Below are 18,167 nucleotides of genomic sequence, written 5' to 3' on the forward strand. Positions count from 1 at the left end.
ACCCTTGCCGCGCACCAACTGGAATCATATGATTCCAGTTGCTTGAGCCCTTGAAGAGCCCTTTACCCCTCGACAGGAAGCGGCCGTTATCCATGAAGCAGCAGGCAGCGACGCACACTGCGGACGCCGACGATCCGGACGGGTCCGGCTACTACGGACCCGACTCGGTGACCTGGCGGGTGCTCACCTCACCGGCCGCGGCGCTGATGATCGCCCAGATCACCAACCTCCTGGAGGCACCGCACATCGATTTCCAGAACGTGCTCTACGACCACGACCCGCTGTTCCCGACGAACCGGAAACGCCAGCGCGGGCGCGACCCGCAGGCCCGTAAGGGCGGCTCCTTCCACGACCGGCTGCGCCGCACCCTGGCGGTGCCGCTGCCGATCGTGTTCGGCAGCAGGGAGGATGCCGACTCCTGTGCGCGGCGGCTGTTCAACTACCACCGCCCGTTGTCCGGGACGGGAGCCGACGGCGTCACCCCGTACGCCGCCGTGGACGCCGACACCATGCTGTTCGCCGCGGTGACCATCAGTCATGCCGCGCTGATCGCCTACGAGCGGTTCGACTTCGTCGACGGTGCGCTGCCCTCCCGGCTGCCCGACACCGACCGGGACCGCTACTTCGCCGAGATGGCCCAGCTGGCGGTGTTTATGGGGGTGCCCGCCGAGAAGATCCCCAGGTCCGCGGAAGCGGTTGCGACGTACTACAAGTCGGTATCGGCGAAGTTCACCTGGCGGCCGGGCTTCAGCCGTGCACAGCTGCGGACCGCGCTGGCCCTGCTGCGCCCGGACGGTCTGGACGACATCCGCGCCACCATCACCGACACGGTGCTGGTCGGCTCGGCCGCCGTCGCCTATGCCGCGCTACCCAAGCCGTCCCGGCGGTTACACGGCCTGCCGTCGATCGCCGACCCGCTGCTGGACGGCGTCTACCTCGCCGCACTGCCGCTGTTCGCGCTGCTGCGGATCGGTGCGGTGCAACGGGCCGCGGTCACCGGATACCTCGGCGCCGCCGATGCCGCGGTGTTGTCGAAAGCCCGCCGACACATGTCGGCGCAGGGGAATCCATCTTGAGCACAATCGATCTCATCACCGTCGACGCCCCGAGCCGGGAGCCGCTGCGATTGAGCCCGGCCGAAGCCCAGGACCTGTTCGACGAACTGCCGCCGTGCCGACAGGCCGTCCTGCGCGGCCGCTGGGTGGGCCGCGAGGTCTACACCGGCCATCCGCTCGACGGCGCCCTGGCCAACGTCGCCTGGTACGGCAAGCAGTTCGACGGCCCCGACCGGGTGCACCCGCTGGTGGTCGCCGACGCAGCCGGCAACCCGTTCCCGTTGAACCCCGCGCGGGTGCCGATGGTGCTGATCTCGCACCCCATCCCCACCCCGGGCTTCGTGAAATCGCTCATGCCCGGGGTGATGTCGCTGCTGCGCCCGGCGGTGACGGCCCGCGGACACGGCGCCCATCTCCAGATGCGCACCCACCGCGGGGTCACCACCGCCGCGATGTCGTACAACGACCGCCCGGTCGTCGACCACTTCCGGCTCGTCGGCCAGGACATCGTCCTCGGCTCGATGGAGTACCCCGGCATGCCGCGGCCCTGTTTTTTCGTCCTGCAACGAGACAACCGAGGAGACAACAATGTTCGATGAGCAAGAGTTCCAGACTGCGCTGGACCGTCCGCGCCTGCAGGGACACGTGCCCACCTACCTGAAATCCAATCGGGCCGAGCCGATCCGGGTCTACCAGGAGCACGAACTGCAGGCGACGACCAAGCAGTGGTTCGTCGACTTCGACCGCAAGCTCGACCATTACAGCAAGGCCTTCGACATGGATCTGTCCTGGATCATGACCTGGGCCAAGAAGTACTGGTGGAGCTTCCTGGTCCGCGATATGAGCATCAACGACGAGCTCTACGCCCCCGATGTGCGCTACACCGATGTCACGACCTTCGGGCACACCATCGTCGGCATCGAGGAGTTCGTCAAATACAACTTCTCCTTCTTCGACGCCATCCCGGACTGGCGCTACGATCCGCTGCCCGATCAGGTGTACATCGACGTCACCCCGGAGGGCACCGTGCGCACCGTCATCCGCTACATCGGCAGTGGGCACTGGACCGGGCCGTTGCGGCTGCACCCCTACGACGACTCTGCGCCGGTCGTCTACGGCAACGGCGCCTTCCTGCAGTGCCCGGCCGTCGACCGGTACCACTTCAACGCCGAGGGTCTGATGCAGGAAGGCGAGACCCTCTATGACCTCCTCGACGGACTGCAGCGCACCGGCATCCTGCCCAGGGGCGACAGCTGGGCGCTACGGGGCATGTTCGGCGCCACCAAGATCCCCGCCATGGCCGCCGATGTACAGCGCCGGGTGACCTCCCTGCTCAGCCTGCGCTGACCGGCGGCTCGTAGGCTGGCCCGGTGCGGCCCACCAGTCAGTTCGCCCGCCGGGCCACCCTGCGACGGTCGTTACGCCTGCTCAGCGCCTTCCGGTTCGAACAGAGCGACCCGGCCCGGTTCTACGGCGCGCTGGCCACCGACACCGTGGACATGGTTGCCGACCTGTGGACGGGCCTGAACGCCGGCACGCCCGCCGGCCGCGTCGTGCTCGATGTCGGGGGCGGACCGGGCTATTTCGCGGCGGCGTTCAGCGCGGCCGGGATGTCCTACATCGGGGTCGAGCCCGATCCCACCGAGATGCACGCGGGGCCCGCAGCCGACCCCGGCGCGGGCACCTTCGTCCGCGCCTCGGGCACCGCCCTGCCCTTCGCCGACGACAGCGTGGACATCTGCCTGTCCTCCAACGTCGCCGAGCACGTGCGCCACCCCTGGCGCCTCGGCAACGAGATGCTGCGGGTCACCCGGCCCGGCGGGCTGGTGGTGCTGTCCTACACCGTGTGGCTGGGCCCGTTCGGCGGGCACGAGATGGGGCTGACGCACTATCTGGGCGGCGCCCGGGCCGCGGACCGGTATGCCCGCAAACACGGTCACCGGCCCAAGAACGACTACGGTTCGTCGTTGTTCGCGGTGTCGGCCGCCGACGGTCTGCGCTGGGCGAACAGCACCGGCTCGCTGGTCGCCGCATTTCCCCGCTACCACCCGCGTTGGGCATGGTGGATGACCGAGGTGGCAGGGTTGCGGGAGTTCGGCGTGAGCAATCTGGTGCTGGTGCTGCAACCAACTTGAGACGGTCAATTGCAACGTGTTCTCGTTTGACCCAGAACTCGGTAGTGTGACCGCTATGACACAGAGCACGGCATTGCAGACCACGTGGGACAAGCTGTTCATCGGCGGCCGCTGGGTCGAGCCCGCGACCTCCGAGACCATCGACGTGTACTCCCCCGCCACCGGCGAGAAGGTCGGCCAGGTTCCGCTGGCCACCAAGGCCGACGTCGACGCCGCCTTCGCCGCCGCCCGCAAGGCCTTCGACGAGGGCCCCTGGCCGCGGCTGACGCCCAAGGAGCGCGAGGCCGTCATCGCCAAGGCGATCGAGCTGATCGAGGCGCGTGCCGACGAGTTCAAGGCGCTGCTGAAGCTGGAGACCGGCCAGCCGCAGACCATCGTCGACATGATGCAGTACGGCGCGGCCATGTCGACGCTGCAGTTCTACGCCTCGGCGGCCGACAAGTTCGCTTGGCAGGACATCCGCGACGGCGCGTACGGCCAGACCCTGGTGCTCAAGGAGCCGATCGGCGTCGTCGGCGCCGTCGTCGCCTGGAACGTGCCGTTCTTCCTGGCCGCCAACAAGCTGGGCCCGGCCCTGCTGGCCGGCTGCACCCTGGTGCTCAAGCCCGCCGCCGAGACCCCGTTGACCACCAACCTGATGGCCGAGGTGTTCGCCGAGGCCGGGCTGCCCGAGGGCGTGCTCTCGGTGGTGCCCGGCGGCCCCGAGACCGGGCGTGCGTTGACCGACAACCCGGAGATCGACAAGTTCACCTTCACCGGGTCCAGCGCCGTGGGCAAGGAGATCGGCAAGATCGCCGCCGAGAAGCTCAAGCCGTGCACGCTGGAGCTGGGCGGTAAGTCCGCGGCGATCATCCTGGAGGACGCCGACCTGGACGCCACCCTGCCGATGCTGATCTTCTCCGGCCTGATGAACTCCGGTCAGGCCTGTGTCGGCCAGACCCGCATCCTGGCCCCGCGGTCGCGTTACGACGAGGTCGTGGAGAAGATTGCGGCCGCCGCCTCGGGCATGGCCCCGGGACTGCCCGATGACGCGGCCGCCATGATCGGCCCGCTGATCAGCGAGAAGCAGCGCGAGCGCGTCGAGGGCTATATCAAGAAGGGCCTCGACGAGGGGGCGCGGCTGGTCACCGGCGGCGGACGGCCCGAGGGCCTGGACGGCGGCTGGTTCGTGCAGCCCACCGTGTTCGCCGACGTGGACAACTCGATGACCATCGCCCAGGAGGAGATCTTCGGACCCGTCCTGGTGGTGATCCCCTACGAGGACGAGGCCGACGCGGTGCGCATCGCCAACGACTCGGTCTACGGCCTGGCCGGTTCGGTGTACACCACCGACAACGCCAAGGCGCTGGAGATCGCCAAGCAGATCCGCACCGGCACCTACGGCATCAACATGTACGCCTTCGATGCCGGCGCCCCGTTCGGTGGCTACAAGAACTCCGGCATCGGCCGCGAGTGCGGACCGGAGGGGATCGCCGGGTACTGCGAGTCCAAGAGCGTGCTGCTGCCGTTCGGCTACACCCCGGAGTAGTCCTGCGCAGCAGATGTGAATGGCCCTCAGATCTCGGGATCTGAGGGCCATTCGCTGGGGGCGTCTCCCGCTGCGGGGATTTCTCGCCGGGGAAAGGGAGATGAGAGTCCGCTCATCCGGGGCTCCTTTTGTCCTCATGCTCAGTGGCGAACCTTGTGGTGTCAGAGAAACACCTAGCAAGGAGCAACCCGATGCAGAACGCCAAGATCCTCGCCGTCGCCCTGGCCCTGACCGGGCTGGGCTTCCTGGGCGCCGGCACCGCCTTCGCCGACGATCGCCAGGCACCCGTCGCCCCGACCCCGGCGACCGGGACGACCATCCTGGCCGATGACGACTGGGATGACTGGTACGACGACGACTGGGACGACCGCTGGGACGACTAGTCCCTGTGCGCCGAGAATGACGAACGGGCGGGTGGCTCCTGGGGATTCCCCGCCCGTCTGTTCGTTTCGGCATCAGGGGAGGTTCTCCAGCCGGTATCCCATCCCGCGCAGGGTGACGAACCGTTCGGCGCCGAGTTTGCGCCGCAGATAGCGCACGTAGACATCGACCACGTTGGAGTTGGGGTCGAAGTCATAGCCCCACACATGGCTGAGCAACTGCTCACGGGAGAGCACCTGACCCGGGTGGCGCAAAAAGGTCTCGGCCAGGGCGAATTCGCGCGCGGACAGATCGACCGTCCGCCCACCCACGTTCGCACGGCGTGTCCGCAGGTCCAGTTGCAGGCCGCCGTAGGTCAGCACCGTCAGTTCGGTGGCCCTGCTCGAGCTCAGCCGCAACCGGACCCGGGCCAGCAGTTCCTCGAACCGGAACGGTTTGGGCATGTAATCGTCGGCGCCACCCTCCAATCCGGCCACGGTGTCCTGCACACTGTCCCGTGCGGTCAGCACGATCACCGGGAGAGTGCAGCGCTGTTGGCGCAGCTTGCGCAACACCGCGAAACCGTCCATTTCCGGCAGGCCGATGTCCAGGACCATCAGATCGAAGCTCCCGGTGACGGCGTAGTCGTAGGCGGACAGTCCGTCAGCCACCACCGTGACCGTGAAACCGTTGGCCGACAGGCCCTTTTCCACGAACGACGAGATACGCGGCTCGTCCTCGGCGATCAGGACGCGGGCCATGGACCCTCTCCTTCCGGTGATACGGCATGTGCGGGAACGATGACGGTGAAGGTGGCACCACGACCCGGCGTGCTCTCCAACAGCACCTCACCGCCGTGCGCGTGGGCGATGGCGCGCACGATGGACAGGCCGAGACCCGCACCGTCGGAACGCTTTCCGCCGGCGCTGCCGCGGCCGAAACGTTCGAAGATTCGCGCCCGGTCGGCGTCGCTCACCCCGGGACCGGTATCGGCCACCCAGAAGCGCAACCACCCACCGGACAGCTGAGATCCGACGCTGATCCGGTCACCGGGCCGCGTATACCGACAGGCGTTGTCCGCCAACGCGACAAGCGCCTGGGTGATGCGCTGCGGGTCCACCACGGCGACCACCTGCGCGGAGGCGTCCAGGACGAAGTCGCGTGGGCCGAGCCGGCCGATCTTGCCGAAGACATCGGCGGTCAGCGCCCCGATATCGACAGCAGTGGGGTGCAGGAAGGCCGGTTGCTCGGCGCGGGCCAGCAGCATCAGATCCGACACCATGCGGTTCATCCGGTCCAGTTCGTCGTCCACCAGGGCGACGGTGGACACCACGTCCTCGCGGTCGGTGGCATCGACGACTTCGAGGTGCCCGCGGACGATGGTGATGGGGGTGCGCAGTTCGTGGCCGATATCATCGATGAACCGGCGCTGAGCCGACACCCCGGTCTCCACCCGGTCGAGCATGCCGTTGACGGTGCCGACCAGCGCGTCGAGTTCGTCACCTTCGCCGGTGGACGGGATGCGTTGGGACAGATCGGTTTCGGTGATGTTTCGGGCGGTGTCGACGATATCGCGCAGCGGCGCCAGGATGCGCCCCGCCACCAGCCAGGCGGCTCCAGCCGCGCCCAGCACGGTGATCGCGCCGACCACCAGCATCAGCCGGGCCGCGTCGTCGGCACTGGCACGTTCGGCGTCGCCGAGATAGGCGGCCACGATGACGCCGCGGCCCGGGTTGCCGTCGAGGGTGACCGGGATGGCCAGGTAACGCACCTCGCCGGCCTCGGCATGCTCGTAGCGGCCCTCGGTGGACACCGTCAGGTCGGCGACCAGCGCGGTGAAGGCGGCGTCCCCGGCCAGGATCTCTGGTGTACCGGGCTCCTGCCGGCTCTGGGTGCGGTACTCGCCGTCGACGTAGCCGAGGAACTTCTCGTTGGGGCGGGCGATGTTGTAGGCGATGGCCTCGCGGATCACATCGTCGACGCCCGCGAAGGGTTCACCGGTGCGCGGATTGATGCCGGGCGCGCTGAGCTCGGCGAATTCCTGCACCTCGAACCGCAGTGCCTCATCCATGCGGTTGTTGATCCCGGAGACCAGCAGCCGCCAGGTCACGAACGTCACGATGCCCAGCGCCGCCAGGACCAGCAGCAGCACCCAACCGATGATCCGGGTCCGTGCGGTCGAAGGCAGCAGTCGTCGCCGCGTCGAGCGGGTCGGCGCGTGCAAGGGCATGGTGACCATCGTGCCCGGTGGCCGATCCGATTCGTTCAGTCGTCCCAACCCCCGTCGTCATCGTCATCCCAGTCGTCGTCATCGCTGGTGATGGCCGGTGGCGGCGCGGGTACGTCGATCGGTGGAGGTGGCAGCTTCGGTTCGGCGCTGACCAGGGGTGGCGGCGGCGTGGCGGGATGCGGCGCTGCGGGCAGGTCGGATCCGGCCGGGCCTGGTACCCGCTGCGGTGCGTGCACGACGATCGGGGACGCCGGTGCGTCGTCGGCGCTCGACGTCATCGACACACCCACGGCGGTGGCGGCGCCCGCGGCGGCAAGCACCGCCATCGGAATGAGAATCGTCGCCTTCATGACGTCCACCCTGGCCGTCGGCGGTGTCCTGAAGGTGAGACGTAGATGAGAACGCTCTCATCTACCACTGCGCCGGGGCGGGAAGGGAGGGCTAGAACGCCTCTTCGGGCAGCTCCATCGACCCCAGTTGAAGCGACTCGATGACCGCGCGGTCGGAGGACAGCCGCGGCAGAATGTGCCGGGCGAAGAAATCCGCGGCCCCCACCTTGCCCTGATAGAACGCGCGGTCCTTGCCCGAAGCCCCGTCCAGAGCGTCCAGTGCGATCTCGGCGTGTTCCAGCAGCAGCCAGCCGATCAGCAGGTCACCGATGGCCAGCAGGAACCGCACCGAGCCCAGGCCCACCCGGTACAGCTCGCGGGGTTCCTGTTGCGAACCGATCAGGTAACCGGTCATCGCCCCGACCATGCCCTGCGCATCGGCGACCGCGGCGGCCAAAGCTGTTCTGCCGTCGGCGATCTCGGGGCGGGCGGAGTCACGGTCCAGGAACGCCTGTACCTGCCCGAGCAGATGGGTCAGGGCCGCCCCCTGGTCGCGGGCGATCTTGCGGAAGAAGAAGTCCTGCGCCTGGATGGCGGTGGTGCCCTCGTACAGTGAGTCGATCTTGGCGTCGCGGATGTACTGCTCGATCGGGTAGTCCTGCAGGTAACCCGATCCCCCGAAGGTCTGCAGCGAGTCCGTGAGGTACTGGTAGGCGCGCTCGGAACCGAAGCCCTTCACGATCGGCAGCAGCAGGTCGTTGACCCGCTCGGCCATCGACGCATCCGCGCCCGACACGACGGCGGCCACGCCGGGGTCCTGATGGGCCGCCGTGTAGAGGTACAGCGCCCGCAGCCCCTCGCTGTAGGCCTTCTGCGCGAGCAGGGACCGGCGCACGTCCGGATGGTGCAGGATCGTCACCCGCGGCGCGGTCTTGTCGGTCATCTGGGTCAGGTCCGCGCCCTGAATCCGGGTCTTGGCGTATTCGAGGGCGTTCAGGTAACCGGTGGACAGGGTGGCGATCGCCTTGGTGCCCACCATCATTCGTGCGTACTCGATGACCTTGAACATCTGCGCGATGCCGTTGTGCTCGTCGCCGACGAGCCAGCCGACCGCCGGCGTCCCGTGCTGGCCGAAGGTCAGCTCACAGGTCGCCGACGCCTTGAGGCCCATCTTGTGTTCCAGGTTGGTGACGAACACGCCGTTGCGCTCCCCGATCTCACCGGTCTCGGGATCGAAGTGGAACTTCGGCACGAAGAACAGCGACAGCCCTTTGGTACCGGGACCGGCGCCCTCCGGACGGGCCAGCACCGCGTGCACGATGTTCTCGTAGACGTCCCCGGTGTCACCGTTGGTGATGAAGCGTTTGACGCCATCCAGATGCCAGGTGCCGTCGGGCTGCTGAACCGCCTTGGTACGGCCTGCGCCCACGTCCGATCCGGCGTCGGGTTCGGTCAGCACCATGGTGCCGCCCCAGTTCCGCTCCGCCATCAGCGACGCCCAGTGCTTCTGCTGTTCGTTGCCGATGTCGTAGATGATGTTGGACAGCATCGGCCCGGAGTGGCAGATGTAGGCGGCCGGCTGGGCGCCCAGCGCGAACTCGCTGACAGCCCAGGTGAGCATGGCCGGGGCGGGGACACCGCCGACCGCTTCGTCCAGACCGATCCGGAACCATTCACCGTCCTGCCAGGCCTGCAGTGCGGCCTTGAACGGTTCCGGGTAGCTGACGGTGTGCGTCGCAGGGTCGAAAGTCGGTGGGTTGCGGTCCGATTCGGCGAACGCCTCGGCCATCGGACCCTCGGCCAGCCGGGCAGCCTCGGCGAGCATGTCGCGGACCGATTCGCCGTCCAGATCGCCGAACTCCCCGGTCGCCAGCACCTTGTCCAGGTGCAGTGCCTCGAAGAGGTTGAACTCGACGTCACGAACGTTGGAAATGTAGTGACCCATGCCGGTGAGAATAACGGTGCGGGTGGCCCCGGTCCCGACGAACCGGTTGGTTGTGACCGGGAATATTGCGTCGGTCACTCTGCGTTGCTGTCCGTGAACTGGAACGCACAGATCAGGAGGCGCCCCGATGGTGCTCATCGAGCTCAATATCGCTGGCCGGCGCTTCACCCGGCAGCTGGGTGATCGCCGGCGCCCCGCCCTGCGGCGCGACCTCCTCGGCCGGCAGTGGTGGCCTTCCCGGGCGGCCTAAGCAGCACCCTTGCGCCAGCGCGCGCACACGAATTCGCCGTTTCGGTCCATCTCGATCAACTCCCACTCCGACCGGACCGGCAACAGACGAGCGCCGGCGCCGAGCGTGCACGGGGCATAGCTGACCACCATCTCGTCGACCAGTCCTGCCATCACAAACTGGGCGGCGGTCTGACCGCCGCCGACGACCCAGACGTCCTTGTCCCCGGCGGCGGCCAGCAGTTCGGTGTGCAGCGTCGTGACCGCACCGTTGAAGGTGTGCACCGGGTGACCGTCGCGCACCAGGCCCGCCCTGCTGGTCAGTACCCAGCACGGTTGGGTGTACATCCATTCACCCGGTTGGTTTTTCACGATCCACTCGTAGGTGGTCGAACCCATCACCAGCGCACCGACCGCACCGTTGAAGGCCTCGTACCCGAACGGCCCGTTCGGGTCGAAGTCACGGGTGAGCAGCCAGTCCAGACTGTCGGCCTCGTCGACGACGAATCCGTCCAGGCTGGAGGCCGTGAAATAGACGGTTGCCATCTCAGTTACCTCGCATCCATTCCAGTGGGTCGCCCCGGCGGACCTCGACTCCGTGCCGGGAAAGCATGGCGCGCACCAATTCCCGTCGGTGCGCCGAATAGGTGAGCACGTGCGCGATGATCCCGTAGAGCTGGAAGGACTCCGGCGGATCACACAGCGCGTCGATGACGGTGTCGGCCAGCCGGCCCTGCTCCCCGTAGTCGGCCACCATCGCCGTCCACCGCGCCGACACGTCCTCGTGGTCGGCGGCCAGCTGCCGGGCCGATCGCCGTTCGGGCCGCACCGGCTGGTCGGCGCCCTCGATGCTGGCCAGCCACACCTGTTTGGTCCACACCAGCGCGCCGAGCACCGCACCGACACTGGTCTCCTCACCGTCCCAGTCCAGGACCACCTGTCCAGGTGAAATCGATTCGGCCCATTGGGTTTCCGACAACCCCGAGGCCACGCCGATGAGGTAGGCGGTATCGGCGACATCGTGGGCGGTCATCAACAGACAGACATCGGGGCGGTTCGTATCGCCGGGGCTGTCCAGCCACAGCGACTCCGGCGGATGGAAATGCACCCCGTTGGGTGCCGGCAGCCGGAACCCGACATCACCGGCCTGCGAGGGCGGCACCCCGAACGCCCGGCGGAAGGCCCGGGAGAACACCTCGGGCGCGGACCAGCCCTCCTCCAGCGCCACCGCGGCAACCCCCTCGCCGCGCTGCAGCCGCCACGCCGCGCGTTCCAGCATGACGCGGCGCCGCAGCGCGGCCGGTGGTTCGCCGGTGAGCCGGCTGACCTCCCGGGAGAAGTGAAACGCCGACGCGAAACTGCTGCGCGCCATGCCGGGCACATCGGTGTTCGCATCGTCGACGACCGCGTCGAGCAGCTCACGCAGCCGGTCCCGGCGCGGCGCATTCGGTTGGGCACTCACGGTGTCGAGTATCGCGGTGGGCCCGGGCCGGGGACATGACTTTTCCTGCTGCCATAGACTCCGCACTCGGTGAGTGAATTCGATGCGCTCTGCGCCAATGACGGTGAGCTGGCCGATCTACGGATCCGGGTCCGGCAGTTCGTGGCCGACGACCGGGACCGGTTCGGCTGGCAGCCGGCCATCGACTCGTGGCTGACCAGCTGGGACGCCGCCTTCAGTGAGCGGCTCGCCGACGCCGGGTTCGTCGGGCTGACGATCCCGACCGAGTACGGCGGGCACGGGCTGGGTTTCCTGCACCGCTACGTGGTCACCGAGGAACTGCTCGGGGCGGGCGCCCCGGTCGCCGCACACTGGTTCGCCGACCGGCAGGTCGCCCCGTCCCTGCTCAGCTACGGCAGCGAGGAGCAGCGCGCCAGGTTGCTGCCCGGTATCGCCGCGGGTCGGCTCTACTCCGCGATCGGCATGAGCGAGCACGGCGCCGGATCCGATCTGGCCGCCACCGCCACCCGCGCCACCCGCACCGATGACGGCTGGCGGATCACCGGCACCAAGGTGTGGACCAGCGGCGGCCATCGGGCGCACTTCGCGATCGTGCTGGCCCGTACCAGCGCGCTGGACCCCGAGCATCGGCACGCCGGGTTCAGCCAGTTCATCGTCGCGCTGGACTCTGCCGGCGTCACGATCAGTCCCATCGTCACGCTGGACGGCCATCACCACTTCAACGAGGTGACCTTCGACGACGTCGCGGTCGGTGACGCCGACGTGCTCGGCGAGGTCGGCGACGGCTGGCATCAGGTGACCGCCGAGCTGGGTTTCGAACGCAGCGGTCCCGAACGCATCCTGTCCACCGCGACGCTGATCGTCGGGGTGATCAAGGCACTCGGCGGCCACGACGTCGACGACCGTACCGCCGCGGAGGTCGGCGACCTGATGGGTCGTGCGATGGCGCTGCGGCAGCTGTCGGTGTCGGTGGCACGCGCCTTGTCCGACGGGCAGGACGCGGCGACGCGGGCAGCGCTGGTGAAGGATCTGGGCACCCGCTTCGAGCAGCAGTCGGTGGAGTTGTGCGCCGAACTGTTGGACTACGTGCACTCCGAGCAGGACGCGTCCCGGCTGCGTGCGGTGCTGGCCACCGCCCGCCAGCATTCGCCGATGTTCACCCTGCGCGGCGGGACCAACGAGGTGCTGCGCGGCGTGATCGCCCGCGGGCTGGGAGTGCGGTGATGAGCGCCTGCGCGAAGAACAGAGGGCACTGATGTTGGACGAGCTCAAGCAACTGGTCGACGACATCGGCCGCCGGTCCTACGACGCGCAGTTCGGTAAGCGCCGGCTGCCGGAGGTGTTCGACGCCGACCTGTGGCGCAATCTCGACGAGTCCGGGCTGACCCGGCTCACCACCGAGCAGGAGGCGGGGCCGGCCGAGGCCGCGGTGGTGCTGGCCGGGCTGGCCCGCCACGCCGGCGCGGTGCCCATCGCCGAGACGGATCTGCTGGCCGGCTGGCTCGCCGGCCACGCCGGGCTCGACGTCCCGGCCGGCCCGCTGACGGTCGCGCTCGGCGCCGACGGCGTCGCCCGGGACGTGCCGTGGCCCGCCGACGCCGCGGTGCTGCTGGCCGCCCGCGACGCCGACGGGCTCCACGTCGGTTTTCTCGACGACCCCGAGGTGACCCCGGGGCACAACCTCGCCGGTGAACCACGCGGCACGCTGGCCTATGACACCCCCGGGCTGACCCGCCTGGACGGCGCGATCGGTGACGAGCTGACCCGCCGCGGCGCGTGGGCGCGGTGTGTGCAGATCGTCGGCGCCTTCGACTCCGCGCTGGAGCTGACCGTCGCCCACACCTCGGAGCGGGTGCAGTTCGGCCGGCCGTTGAGCAAGTTCCAGGCCGTCCAGCATTCCCTGGCCGCCATGGCCGGCGAGATCGAACAGGCAAGAGCAGCAACAGATCTGGCTACCGCAGCGGTGGCCGATCATGGGTTTGCCGACCCCCGGGCCGATTACGCGGTGACGATCGCGAAGGTGGCCGTCGGACGTGCCGTGACACCGGTGACCACCATCGCCCACCAGCTGCACGGGGCCATCGGGGTCACCATCGAGCATCAGCTGTGGTCGGCGACCATGCGGGCGCGCAGCTGGGCCGACGAGTTCGGCAGCACCGCGTCCTACGCCCGCCGGTTGGGCCGGCTCGCACTGGCCGCGTCCGATCCGTGGGACGTGCTGATCAGCTACCCGTGATGTCGAGCACCCGGCTGACGGCGGCCTCCACGTCGCCCAGCCCGGTCAGGTCGATCCCGAACCGGTCGGTGAGCTGTTCGAGCACCTCGGCCGCCGACGCCAACCGGATCCGCTCGGTGCCGTCGCGGGTGTGCACGGCGAGGTCGCGACCACGCAGGTTCCAGCGGGCGTCATCGGTGACCAGCGCGGCCGACAGACCGACCACGAAGATCGACCGCGGGTGGGTCGAGACGTACCAGCTGCCCACCTCCAGATCGGTGCGCCGCTGCGGTTCGGTGCCGAAGACATACAACGGCTGCCAGGCCCCCCGGATCTCGGCCTCCAGCCGCAGCGCGCCGGGGCCGGCGTCGACGAGTCGGTAGGGCTCGTGGCGGGTCTGCTGCACCGGCCCCGCCTGCAGCCGGATCGGCGAGGACAGCGTCTGGCCGCCGAAGCCGACGTCGACGAGGAACCGGTCCTGCTCCCCGGGAACGGTGACGGCCAGGACGTTGTGCGTCTTGGCCGGGATCGGCGCATCCCATTGCGAGGGCAGTCGCCCCGCGAGTCCGCTCATCCAGATCACCCGCCCGGCGAGCCGGTCCACCCGGTACCCCAGGTCCTCCAGCAGGTAGCCGAAGAGTCCGTTGTGCTCGTAGCAGTACCCGCCGCGGCCGCGGGTGACCAGCTTGTCCGTCAGGGCCCGCACACCGAGGTCGGCCACCGGCGTACCCAGCACCGGGTCAAGGTTCTCGAACGGGATGGATCTGTTGTGCGCGGCATGCAGGGCGTGCAACGTGGCCAGGGTCGGTTTCACCGGCTGGGACTTTGGATAACCGGTCCGGGCGAGGTACGCGGCGGTGTCGGGCTTCACAGACCCCATCCAAGAGCCTCAACCGCAGTTCAGGTCAAGTTTCGTCGGCCGCCGCTCTTTGACCGCAGCCGGGTTCCGTGCAAAACTAGAACACGTTCTAGTTTTTCTGTCCACTTTCAGATCCGGCTTCCCGCGGAGGGTCCCATGAGCTCGACGGATATCGATCCCACCGAGATCACCAAGTTCGACCCCGGATTGACCGAGAAGGTGATGGGCTGGCTGCGGCCGTTCCTCAAGACCTACCACCGTTCCGAGGTGCGCGGCCTGGAGAACTTCCCGCACGGCGGCGCGCTGGTGGTGTGCAACCACTCCGGCGGGCTGTTCCCGATGGACGTGCCGATCTTCGCCGCCGACTTCTACGAACGGTTCGGCTACGGGCGCCCGGTGTACACGCTCAGCCACGCCATGCTGATGGTCGGGCCCACCGGGGACTTCTTCAAGAAGACCGGGTTCATCCTGGCCAGCCACGAGAATGCCGACGAGGCGCTGCGCTCCGGCGGTGTGGTGGTCGTGTTCCCCGGCGGCGACTACGACGTCTACCGGCCGACCAGCGAGGCCAACAAGATCGACTTCGACGGCCGGCAGGGCTATGTCCGGGCCGCCATCAACGCCGGCGTGCCGATCGTGCCGATGGTCGGCATCGGCGGCCAGGAAACCCAGCTGTTCCTGTCCCGCGGCACCTGGCTGGCCAAGCGACTCGGCCCGCTCACCCGGCTGGCCCGGGCCAAGATCGTTCCGCTGTCATTCGGCTTCCCGTTCGGCCTGTCCGCGGTGGTGCCGCTGAACGTGCCGTTGCCGGCCAAGATCGTGATGCAGGTGCTGCCCCCGGTGGACATCGAGGCCCAGTTCGGCGCCGACCCCGATATCGACGAGGTCGACGCGCACGTCCGCCACGTGATGCAGCGGGCGCTGGACGGGCTGGCCGCTGAGCGCCGGCTGCCGGTGATCGGCTGATGGGCGCGTTCGACAGGCTCACCGACACGGTGGGCCTGGTCACCACGATGGCCCGGGCCGGCGTGATCGCACCGCTGCGGCCGGACAAGTACCTTCGCATCGGTGCCGCCATGGCGCGCGAGAACATGGGCATCACGTCCGGTTTCGCCAGCGCCGCACAGCGCTGCGGGGACCGGGTCGGACTGGTCGACGAGCTCGGGGCGCTCACCTGGCGCGAGATCGACCAGCGCGCAGACGCTTTGGCGGCCGGCCTGCAGAACCTGACCGGCGGGGCCGGGACGACGCCGCCGGTGATCGGCATCATGGCCCGCAACCACCGTGGGTTCGTCGAGACGCTGATCGCGGCCAACCGGATCGGTGCCGACGTGCTGCTGCTCAACACCGCCTTCGCCGGCCCGGCGCTGGCCGAGGTGTGGGAACGCGAATCCGCCGGGCGTCCCGGCGCCCTGGTCTACGACGAGGAGTTCACCGACACCGTGGACCGCGCGCTGGCCGACGCACCCAATGCCACGCGCATCGTCGCCTGGACAGATACGCCACCGGCCGGACACACTGTGGCGCAGCTGATCTCGGAGTACGCGGGGCAGCAACCGATCCGGGCCAAGGAAAAGTCCAAGGTCATCCTGCTGACCTCGGGCACCACCGGAACCCCCAAGGGCGCCCGGCACTCTGGCGGTGGTCCGCAGATCCTCAAATCGATCCTGGACCGTACGCCGTGGCATGCCGAGGAACCGGTGGTGATCGCCGCACCGATGTTCCACGCCTGGGGGTTCTCCCAGTTGGCCTTCGCCGCCTCGATGGCGTGCACCATCATCACCCGCCGCAAGTTCGATCCAGAGGCCACGCTGGCGCTGATCGACACCCACCGGGCCACCGGATTGTGTGTGGTACCGGTGATGTTCGACCGTATCGTCGAACTGCCCGACGAGGTCCGCAACCGCTACAGCGCACGCACCCTGCGGTTCGCCGCGGCATCCGGTTCGCGGATGCGGCCCGACGTGGTCATCAAGTTCATGGACCAGTTCGGGGACGTCATCTACAACAACTACAACGCCACCGAGGCCGGCATGATCGCGACCGCGACGCCCGCCGACCTTCGCGCCGCGCCCGAGACGGCCGGGAAACCGGCCGAGGGTACCGAGATCCGGATCCTGGACGCCGATCTGGTCGAGCTGCCCACCGGCGAGACAGGCACCATCTATGTGCGCAACTCCACCCAGTTCGACGGATACACCTCGGGTAAGACCAAGGATTTCCATGACGGGTTCATGAACTCCGGGGACGTCGGTTACCTCGACGCGGACGGCCGGTTGTTCGTGGTCGGCCGTGACGACGAGATGATCGTCTCCGGGGGCGAGAACGTCTACCCGATCGAGGTGGAGAAGACGTTGGTGAACCACGACGAGGTCGCCGAGGCCGCGGTGATCGGGGTGGACGACGAGCAGTACGGTCAGCGCCTGGCGGCCTTCGTGGTACTCCGCGACGGGGGAAATCCGGTCACCGTAGACGATCTCAAGCAACATGTCCGAGACAATCTGGCCAACTACAAGGTGCCGCGCGAGATCACCATCCTGGATGAGTTGCCGCGCAACAGCACCGGAAAGATCCTGCGCCGTGACCTTCAGGACCGCACTCAGAGCTAAACCCCGGCCACTGTTGGGGGCGACGGCCGAACTGGTCAACGCCGCCAACGCGGTGCGCCCACTGGGCCGTAAGGGTTACAGCACGCTGCCGACGTTCGCATTCGGCTGGCCCACATCGGAGAACGCTCCGCTGCTGTTCACCGGGTCGGTGCTCGATGTGGCACGCCGGGCGATGCTCGGGCACTACCGCACCCGCGGCGGACGAATCTCGCTGGTGCTCAAGGTGTTCACCTGGGGCCTGCTGGGACTGCTGCAGCGCCGTGAAGCGGAATCGAAGCGCTACTTCGAGGATCCGCTGCGGGAAGCGCTGGGTGCGGACTATCTGGACGCCAAGGAACCCGAGCGTCGCCCCCGCGGGGTGTTCGGCACGTCGTGGACCCGGCGGCGCTACGTGCACGAGTCCGTGCGGTACGGGCCACACGGACCCAACGAGGCCGACATCTGGATGCGCCCGGACCTGCCCCGCGACGGGAAAGCCCCGGTGCTGCTGCAGATTCCCGGCGGAGCGTGGATGATCGGGATGCGCCGTCCGCAGGCCTATCCGCTGCTGTCCAGGCTCGCCGAGCGCGGCTGGATCTGCGTGTCGATCGGGTACCGCATCAGCCCCAAGTACACCTGGCCCGACCACATCATCGACGTCAAGCAGGCGATCGCCTGGGTGAAGGCCAACATCGCCGACTACGGCGGGGATCCCGGATCCGTCTACATCACCGGGGGTTCGGCCGGTGGGCATCTGACGGCGCTTGCCGCGCTGACCCCCAACGACCCGAAGTGGCAGCCCGGGTTCGAGGACGCCGACACCTCGGTGGCCGCGGCGGTCCCGATCTACGGCCGCTACGACTGGTACACCGATACCGGCGACGGCCGGTCGGAGTTCATCAAGGTGTTGGAGCGTTTCATCGTCAAACTGCCCTTCGCCACCCACCGCCAGGTGTACCTGGACGCATCCCCGCTCACCCTGGTGCACGCCGACGCGCCACCGTTCTTCATCCTGCACGGTGCCGACGATTCGGTGATCCCGGTGCGTGAGGGCCGCGAGTTCGTGAAAGCCCTGGCCGAGGTGTCCAAGGCGCCGGTCATCTACGCCGAGATCCCACACGCCCAGCATGCATTCGATTTCTTCGGGTCCGCGCACGGGCACAACACCGCGGCCGCGGTCGAGCGGTTCCTCAACTGGGCGCGTGACGGGGGCCCGTCGAACGGCTCCTGACC

At 68.4% G+C, this 18,167-nt stretch carries 18 protein-coding genes; 11 read left to right on the forward strand and 7 right to left on the reverse strand.

Annotated features, from left to right (window positions below; translation table 11 throughout):
• The first annotated feature begins 92 nt into the window (after positions 1-92).
• The 6 genes from V4U86_RS27075 to V4U86_RS27100 all read left to right on the forward strand — a co-directional run bounded on the left by V4U86_RS27075 (position 93) and on the right by V4U86_RS27100 (position 5,101).
• Entirely contained in the window at positions 93-1,076 is a 984-nt protein-coding gene (locus V4U86_RS27075; RefSeq protein WP_395308918.1) for an oxygenase MpaB family protein, read from the forward strand.
• Positions 1,073-1,654 carry a GXWXG domain-containing protein gene (locus tag V4U86_RS27080; RefSeq protein ID WP_395308919.1) on the forward strand — a complete coding sequence of 194 codons (582 nt, stop codon included), beginning with the start codon at positions 1,073-1,075 and terminating at the stop codon, positions 1,652-1,654. Before V4U86_RS27075 ends, V4U86_RS27080 begins: the two co-directional genes overlap by 4 nt.
• A complete protein-coding gene (locus V4U86_RS27085) occupies positions 1,644-2,402 on the forward strand; it encodes a nuclear transport factor 2 family protein (RefSeq protein ID WP_395308920.1) in 759 nt (252 codons plus the stop codon). Before V4U86_RS27080 ends, V4U86_RS27085 begins: the two co-directional genes overlap by 11 nt.
• 23 nt (positions 2,403-2,425) lie before the next feature.
• On the forward strand, positions 2,426-3,190 hold the full coding sequence (locus V4U86_RS27090; RefSeq protein WP_395308921.1) for a class I SAM-dependent methyltransferase: 765 nt from the start codon (positions 2,426-2,428) through the stop codon (positions 3,188-3,190).
• 55 nt (positions 3,191-3,245) lie between these two features.
• Complete coding sequence (locus V4U86_RS27095; protein ID WP_395308922.1) at positions 3,246-4,718, forward strand: aldehyde dehydrogenase; 1,473 nt, start codon at positions 3,246-3,248, stop codon at positions 4,716-4,718.
• Between the two features lie 191 nt (positions 4,719-4,909).
• Positions 4,910-5,101 (forward strand): hypothetical protein, encoded by a 192-nt coding sequence (locus tag V4U86_RS27100; protein WP_395308923.1) that lies wholly within the window; start codon positions 4,910-4,912, stop codon positions 5,099-5,101.
• 72 nt (positions 5,102-5,173) lie between these two features.
• Here the strand turns inward: V4U86_RS27100 and V4U86_RS27105 are convergent, their stop codons facing one another.
• From V4U86_RS27105 to V4U86_RS27130, 6 genes are all read right to left on the reverse strand, one after another.
• On the reverse strand, positions 5,174-5,839 hold the full coding sequence (locus V4U86_RS27105; RefSeq protein WP_395308924.1) for a response regulator transcription factor: 666 nt from the start codon (positions 5,837-5,839) through the stop codon (positions 5,174-5,176).
• On the reverse strand, positions 5,824-7,308 hold the full coding sequence (locus tag V4U86_RS27110; RefSeq protein WP_395308925.1) for a sensor histidine kinase: 1,485 nt from the start codon (positions 7,306-7,308) through the stop codon (positions 5,824-5,826). Before V4U86_RS27110 ends, V4U86_RS27105 begins: the two co-directional genes overlap by 16 nt.
• A gap of 35 nt (positions 7,309-7,343) precedes the next feature.
• The gene (locus V4U86_RS27115; RefSeq protein ID WP_395308926.1) at positions 7,344-7,658 is read right to left on the reverse strand and encodes a hypothetical protein; all 315 of its coding nucleotides are present in this window, start codon (positions 7,656-7,658) and stop codon (positions 7,344-7,346) included.
• Between the two features lie 91 nt (positions 7,659-7,749).
• Complete coding sequence (locus V4U86_RS27120) at positions 7,750-9,582, reverse strand: acyl-CoA dehydrogenase (protein ID WP_395308927.1); 1,833 nt, start codon at positions 9,580-9,582, stop codon at positions 7,750-7,752.
• Positions 9,583-9,828: 246 nt separating this feature from the next.
• Entirely contained in the window at positions 9,829-10,356 is a 528-nt protein-coding gene (locus V4U86_RS27125; protein ID WP_395308928.1) for a dihydrofolate reductase family protein, read from the reverse strand.
• A 1-nt stretch (position 10,357) separates the two neighbouring features.
• The gene (locus V4U86_RS27130) at positions 10,358-11,272 is read right to left on the reverse strand and encodes a helix-turn-helix domain-containing protein (RefSeq protein WP_395308929.1); all 915 of its coding nucleotides are present in this window, start codon (positions 11,270-11,272) and stop codon (positions 10,358-10,360) included.
• A gap of 69 nt (positions 11,273-11,341) precedes the next feature.
• On the opposite strand from V4U86_RS27130, the gene V4U86_RS27135 reads away from it, so the two are divergent.
• Both V4U86_RS27135 and V4U86_RS27140 read left to right on the forward strand, forming a co-directional pair.
• The gene (locus V4U86_RS27135; RefSeq protein ID WP_395308930.1) at positions 11,342-12,496 is read left to right on the forward strand and encodes an acyl-CoA dehydrogenase family protein; all 1,155 of its coding nucleotides are present in this window, start codon (positions 11,342-11,344) and stop codon (positions 12,494-12,496) included.
• A 31-nt stretch (positions 12,497-12,527) separates the two neighbouring features.
• A complete protein-coding gene (locus tag V4U86_RS27140) occupies positions 12,528-13,508 on the forward strand; it encodes an acyl-CoA dehydrogenase family protein (RefSeq protein ID WP_395308931.1) in 981 nt (326 codons plus the stop codon).
• Here V4U86_RS27140 and V4U86_RS27145 read toward each other — a convergent pair.
• Positions 13,495-14,367, reverse strand: a complete 873-nt coding sequence (locus tag V4U86_RS27145) for an arylamine N-acetyltransferase family protein (RefSeq protein ID WP_395308932.1) — start codon at positions 14,365-14,367, stop codon at positions 13,495-13,497. The genes V4U86_RS27140 and V4U86_RS27145 overlap by 14 nt on opposite strands.
• A 135-nt stretch (positions 14,368-14,502) precedes the next feature.
• On the opposite strand from V4U86_RS27145, the gene V4U86_RS27150 reads away from it, so the two are divergent.
• Genes V4U86_RS27150 through V4U86_RS27160 form a run of 3 tightly spaced genes read left to right on the forward strand, consistent with a single transcriptional unit; the run spans position 14,503 to position 18,165 of the window.
• Positions 14,503-15,312 carry a 1-acyl-sn-glycerol-3-phosphate acyltransferase gene (locus V4U86_RS27150; protein WP_395308933.1) on the forward strand — a complete coding sequence of 270 codons (810 nt, stop codon included), beginning with the start codon at positions 14,503-14,505 and terminating at the stop codon, positions 15,310-15,312.
• Positions 15,312-16,955, forward strand: a complete 1,644-nt coding sequence (fadD12, locus tag V4U86_RS27155; protein ID WP_395308934.1) for an acyl-CoA ligase FadD12 — start codon at positions 15,312-15,314, stop codon at positions 16,953-16,955. Before V4U86_RS27150 ends, fadD12 begins: the two co-directional genes overlap by 1 nt.
• A gap of 13 nt (positions 16,956-16,968) precedes the next feature.
• Positions 16,969-18,165 (forward strand): alpha/beta hydrolase, encoded by a 1,197-nt coding sequence (locus tag V4U86_RS27160; RefSeq protein WP_395308935.1) that lies wholly within the window; start codon positions 16,969-16,971, stop codon positions 18,163-18,165.
• The last annotated feature ends 2 nt before the right edge of the window (positions 18,166-18,167 follow it).

Origin of the sequence: Mycobacterium sp. AMU20-3851 (assembly GCF_043974665.1) — a bacterium.
Lineage (GTDB): Bacteria > Actinomycetota > Actinomycetes > Mycobacteriales > Mycobacteriaceae > Mycobacterium.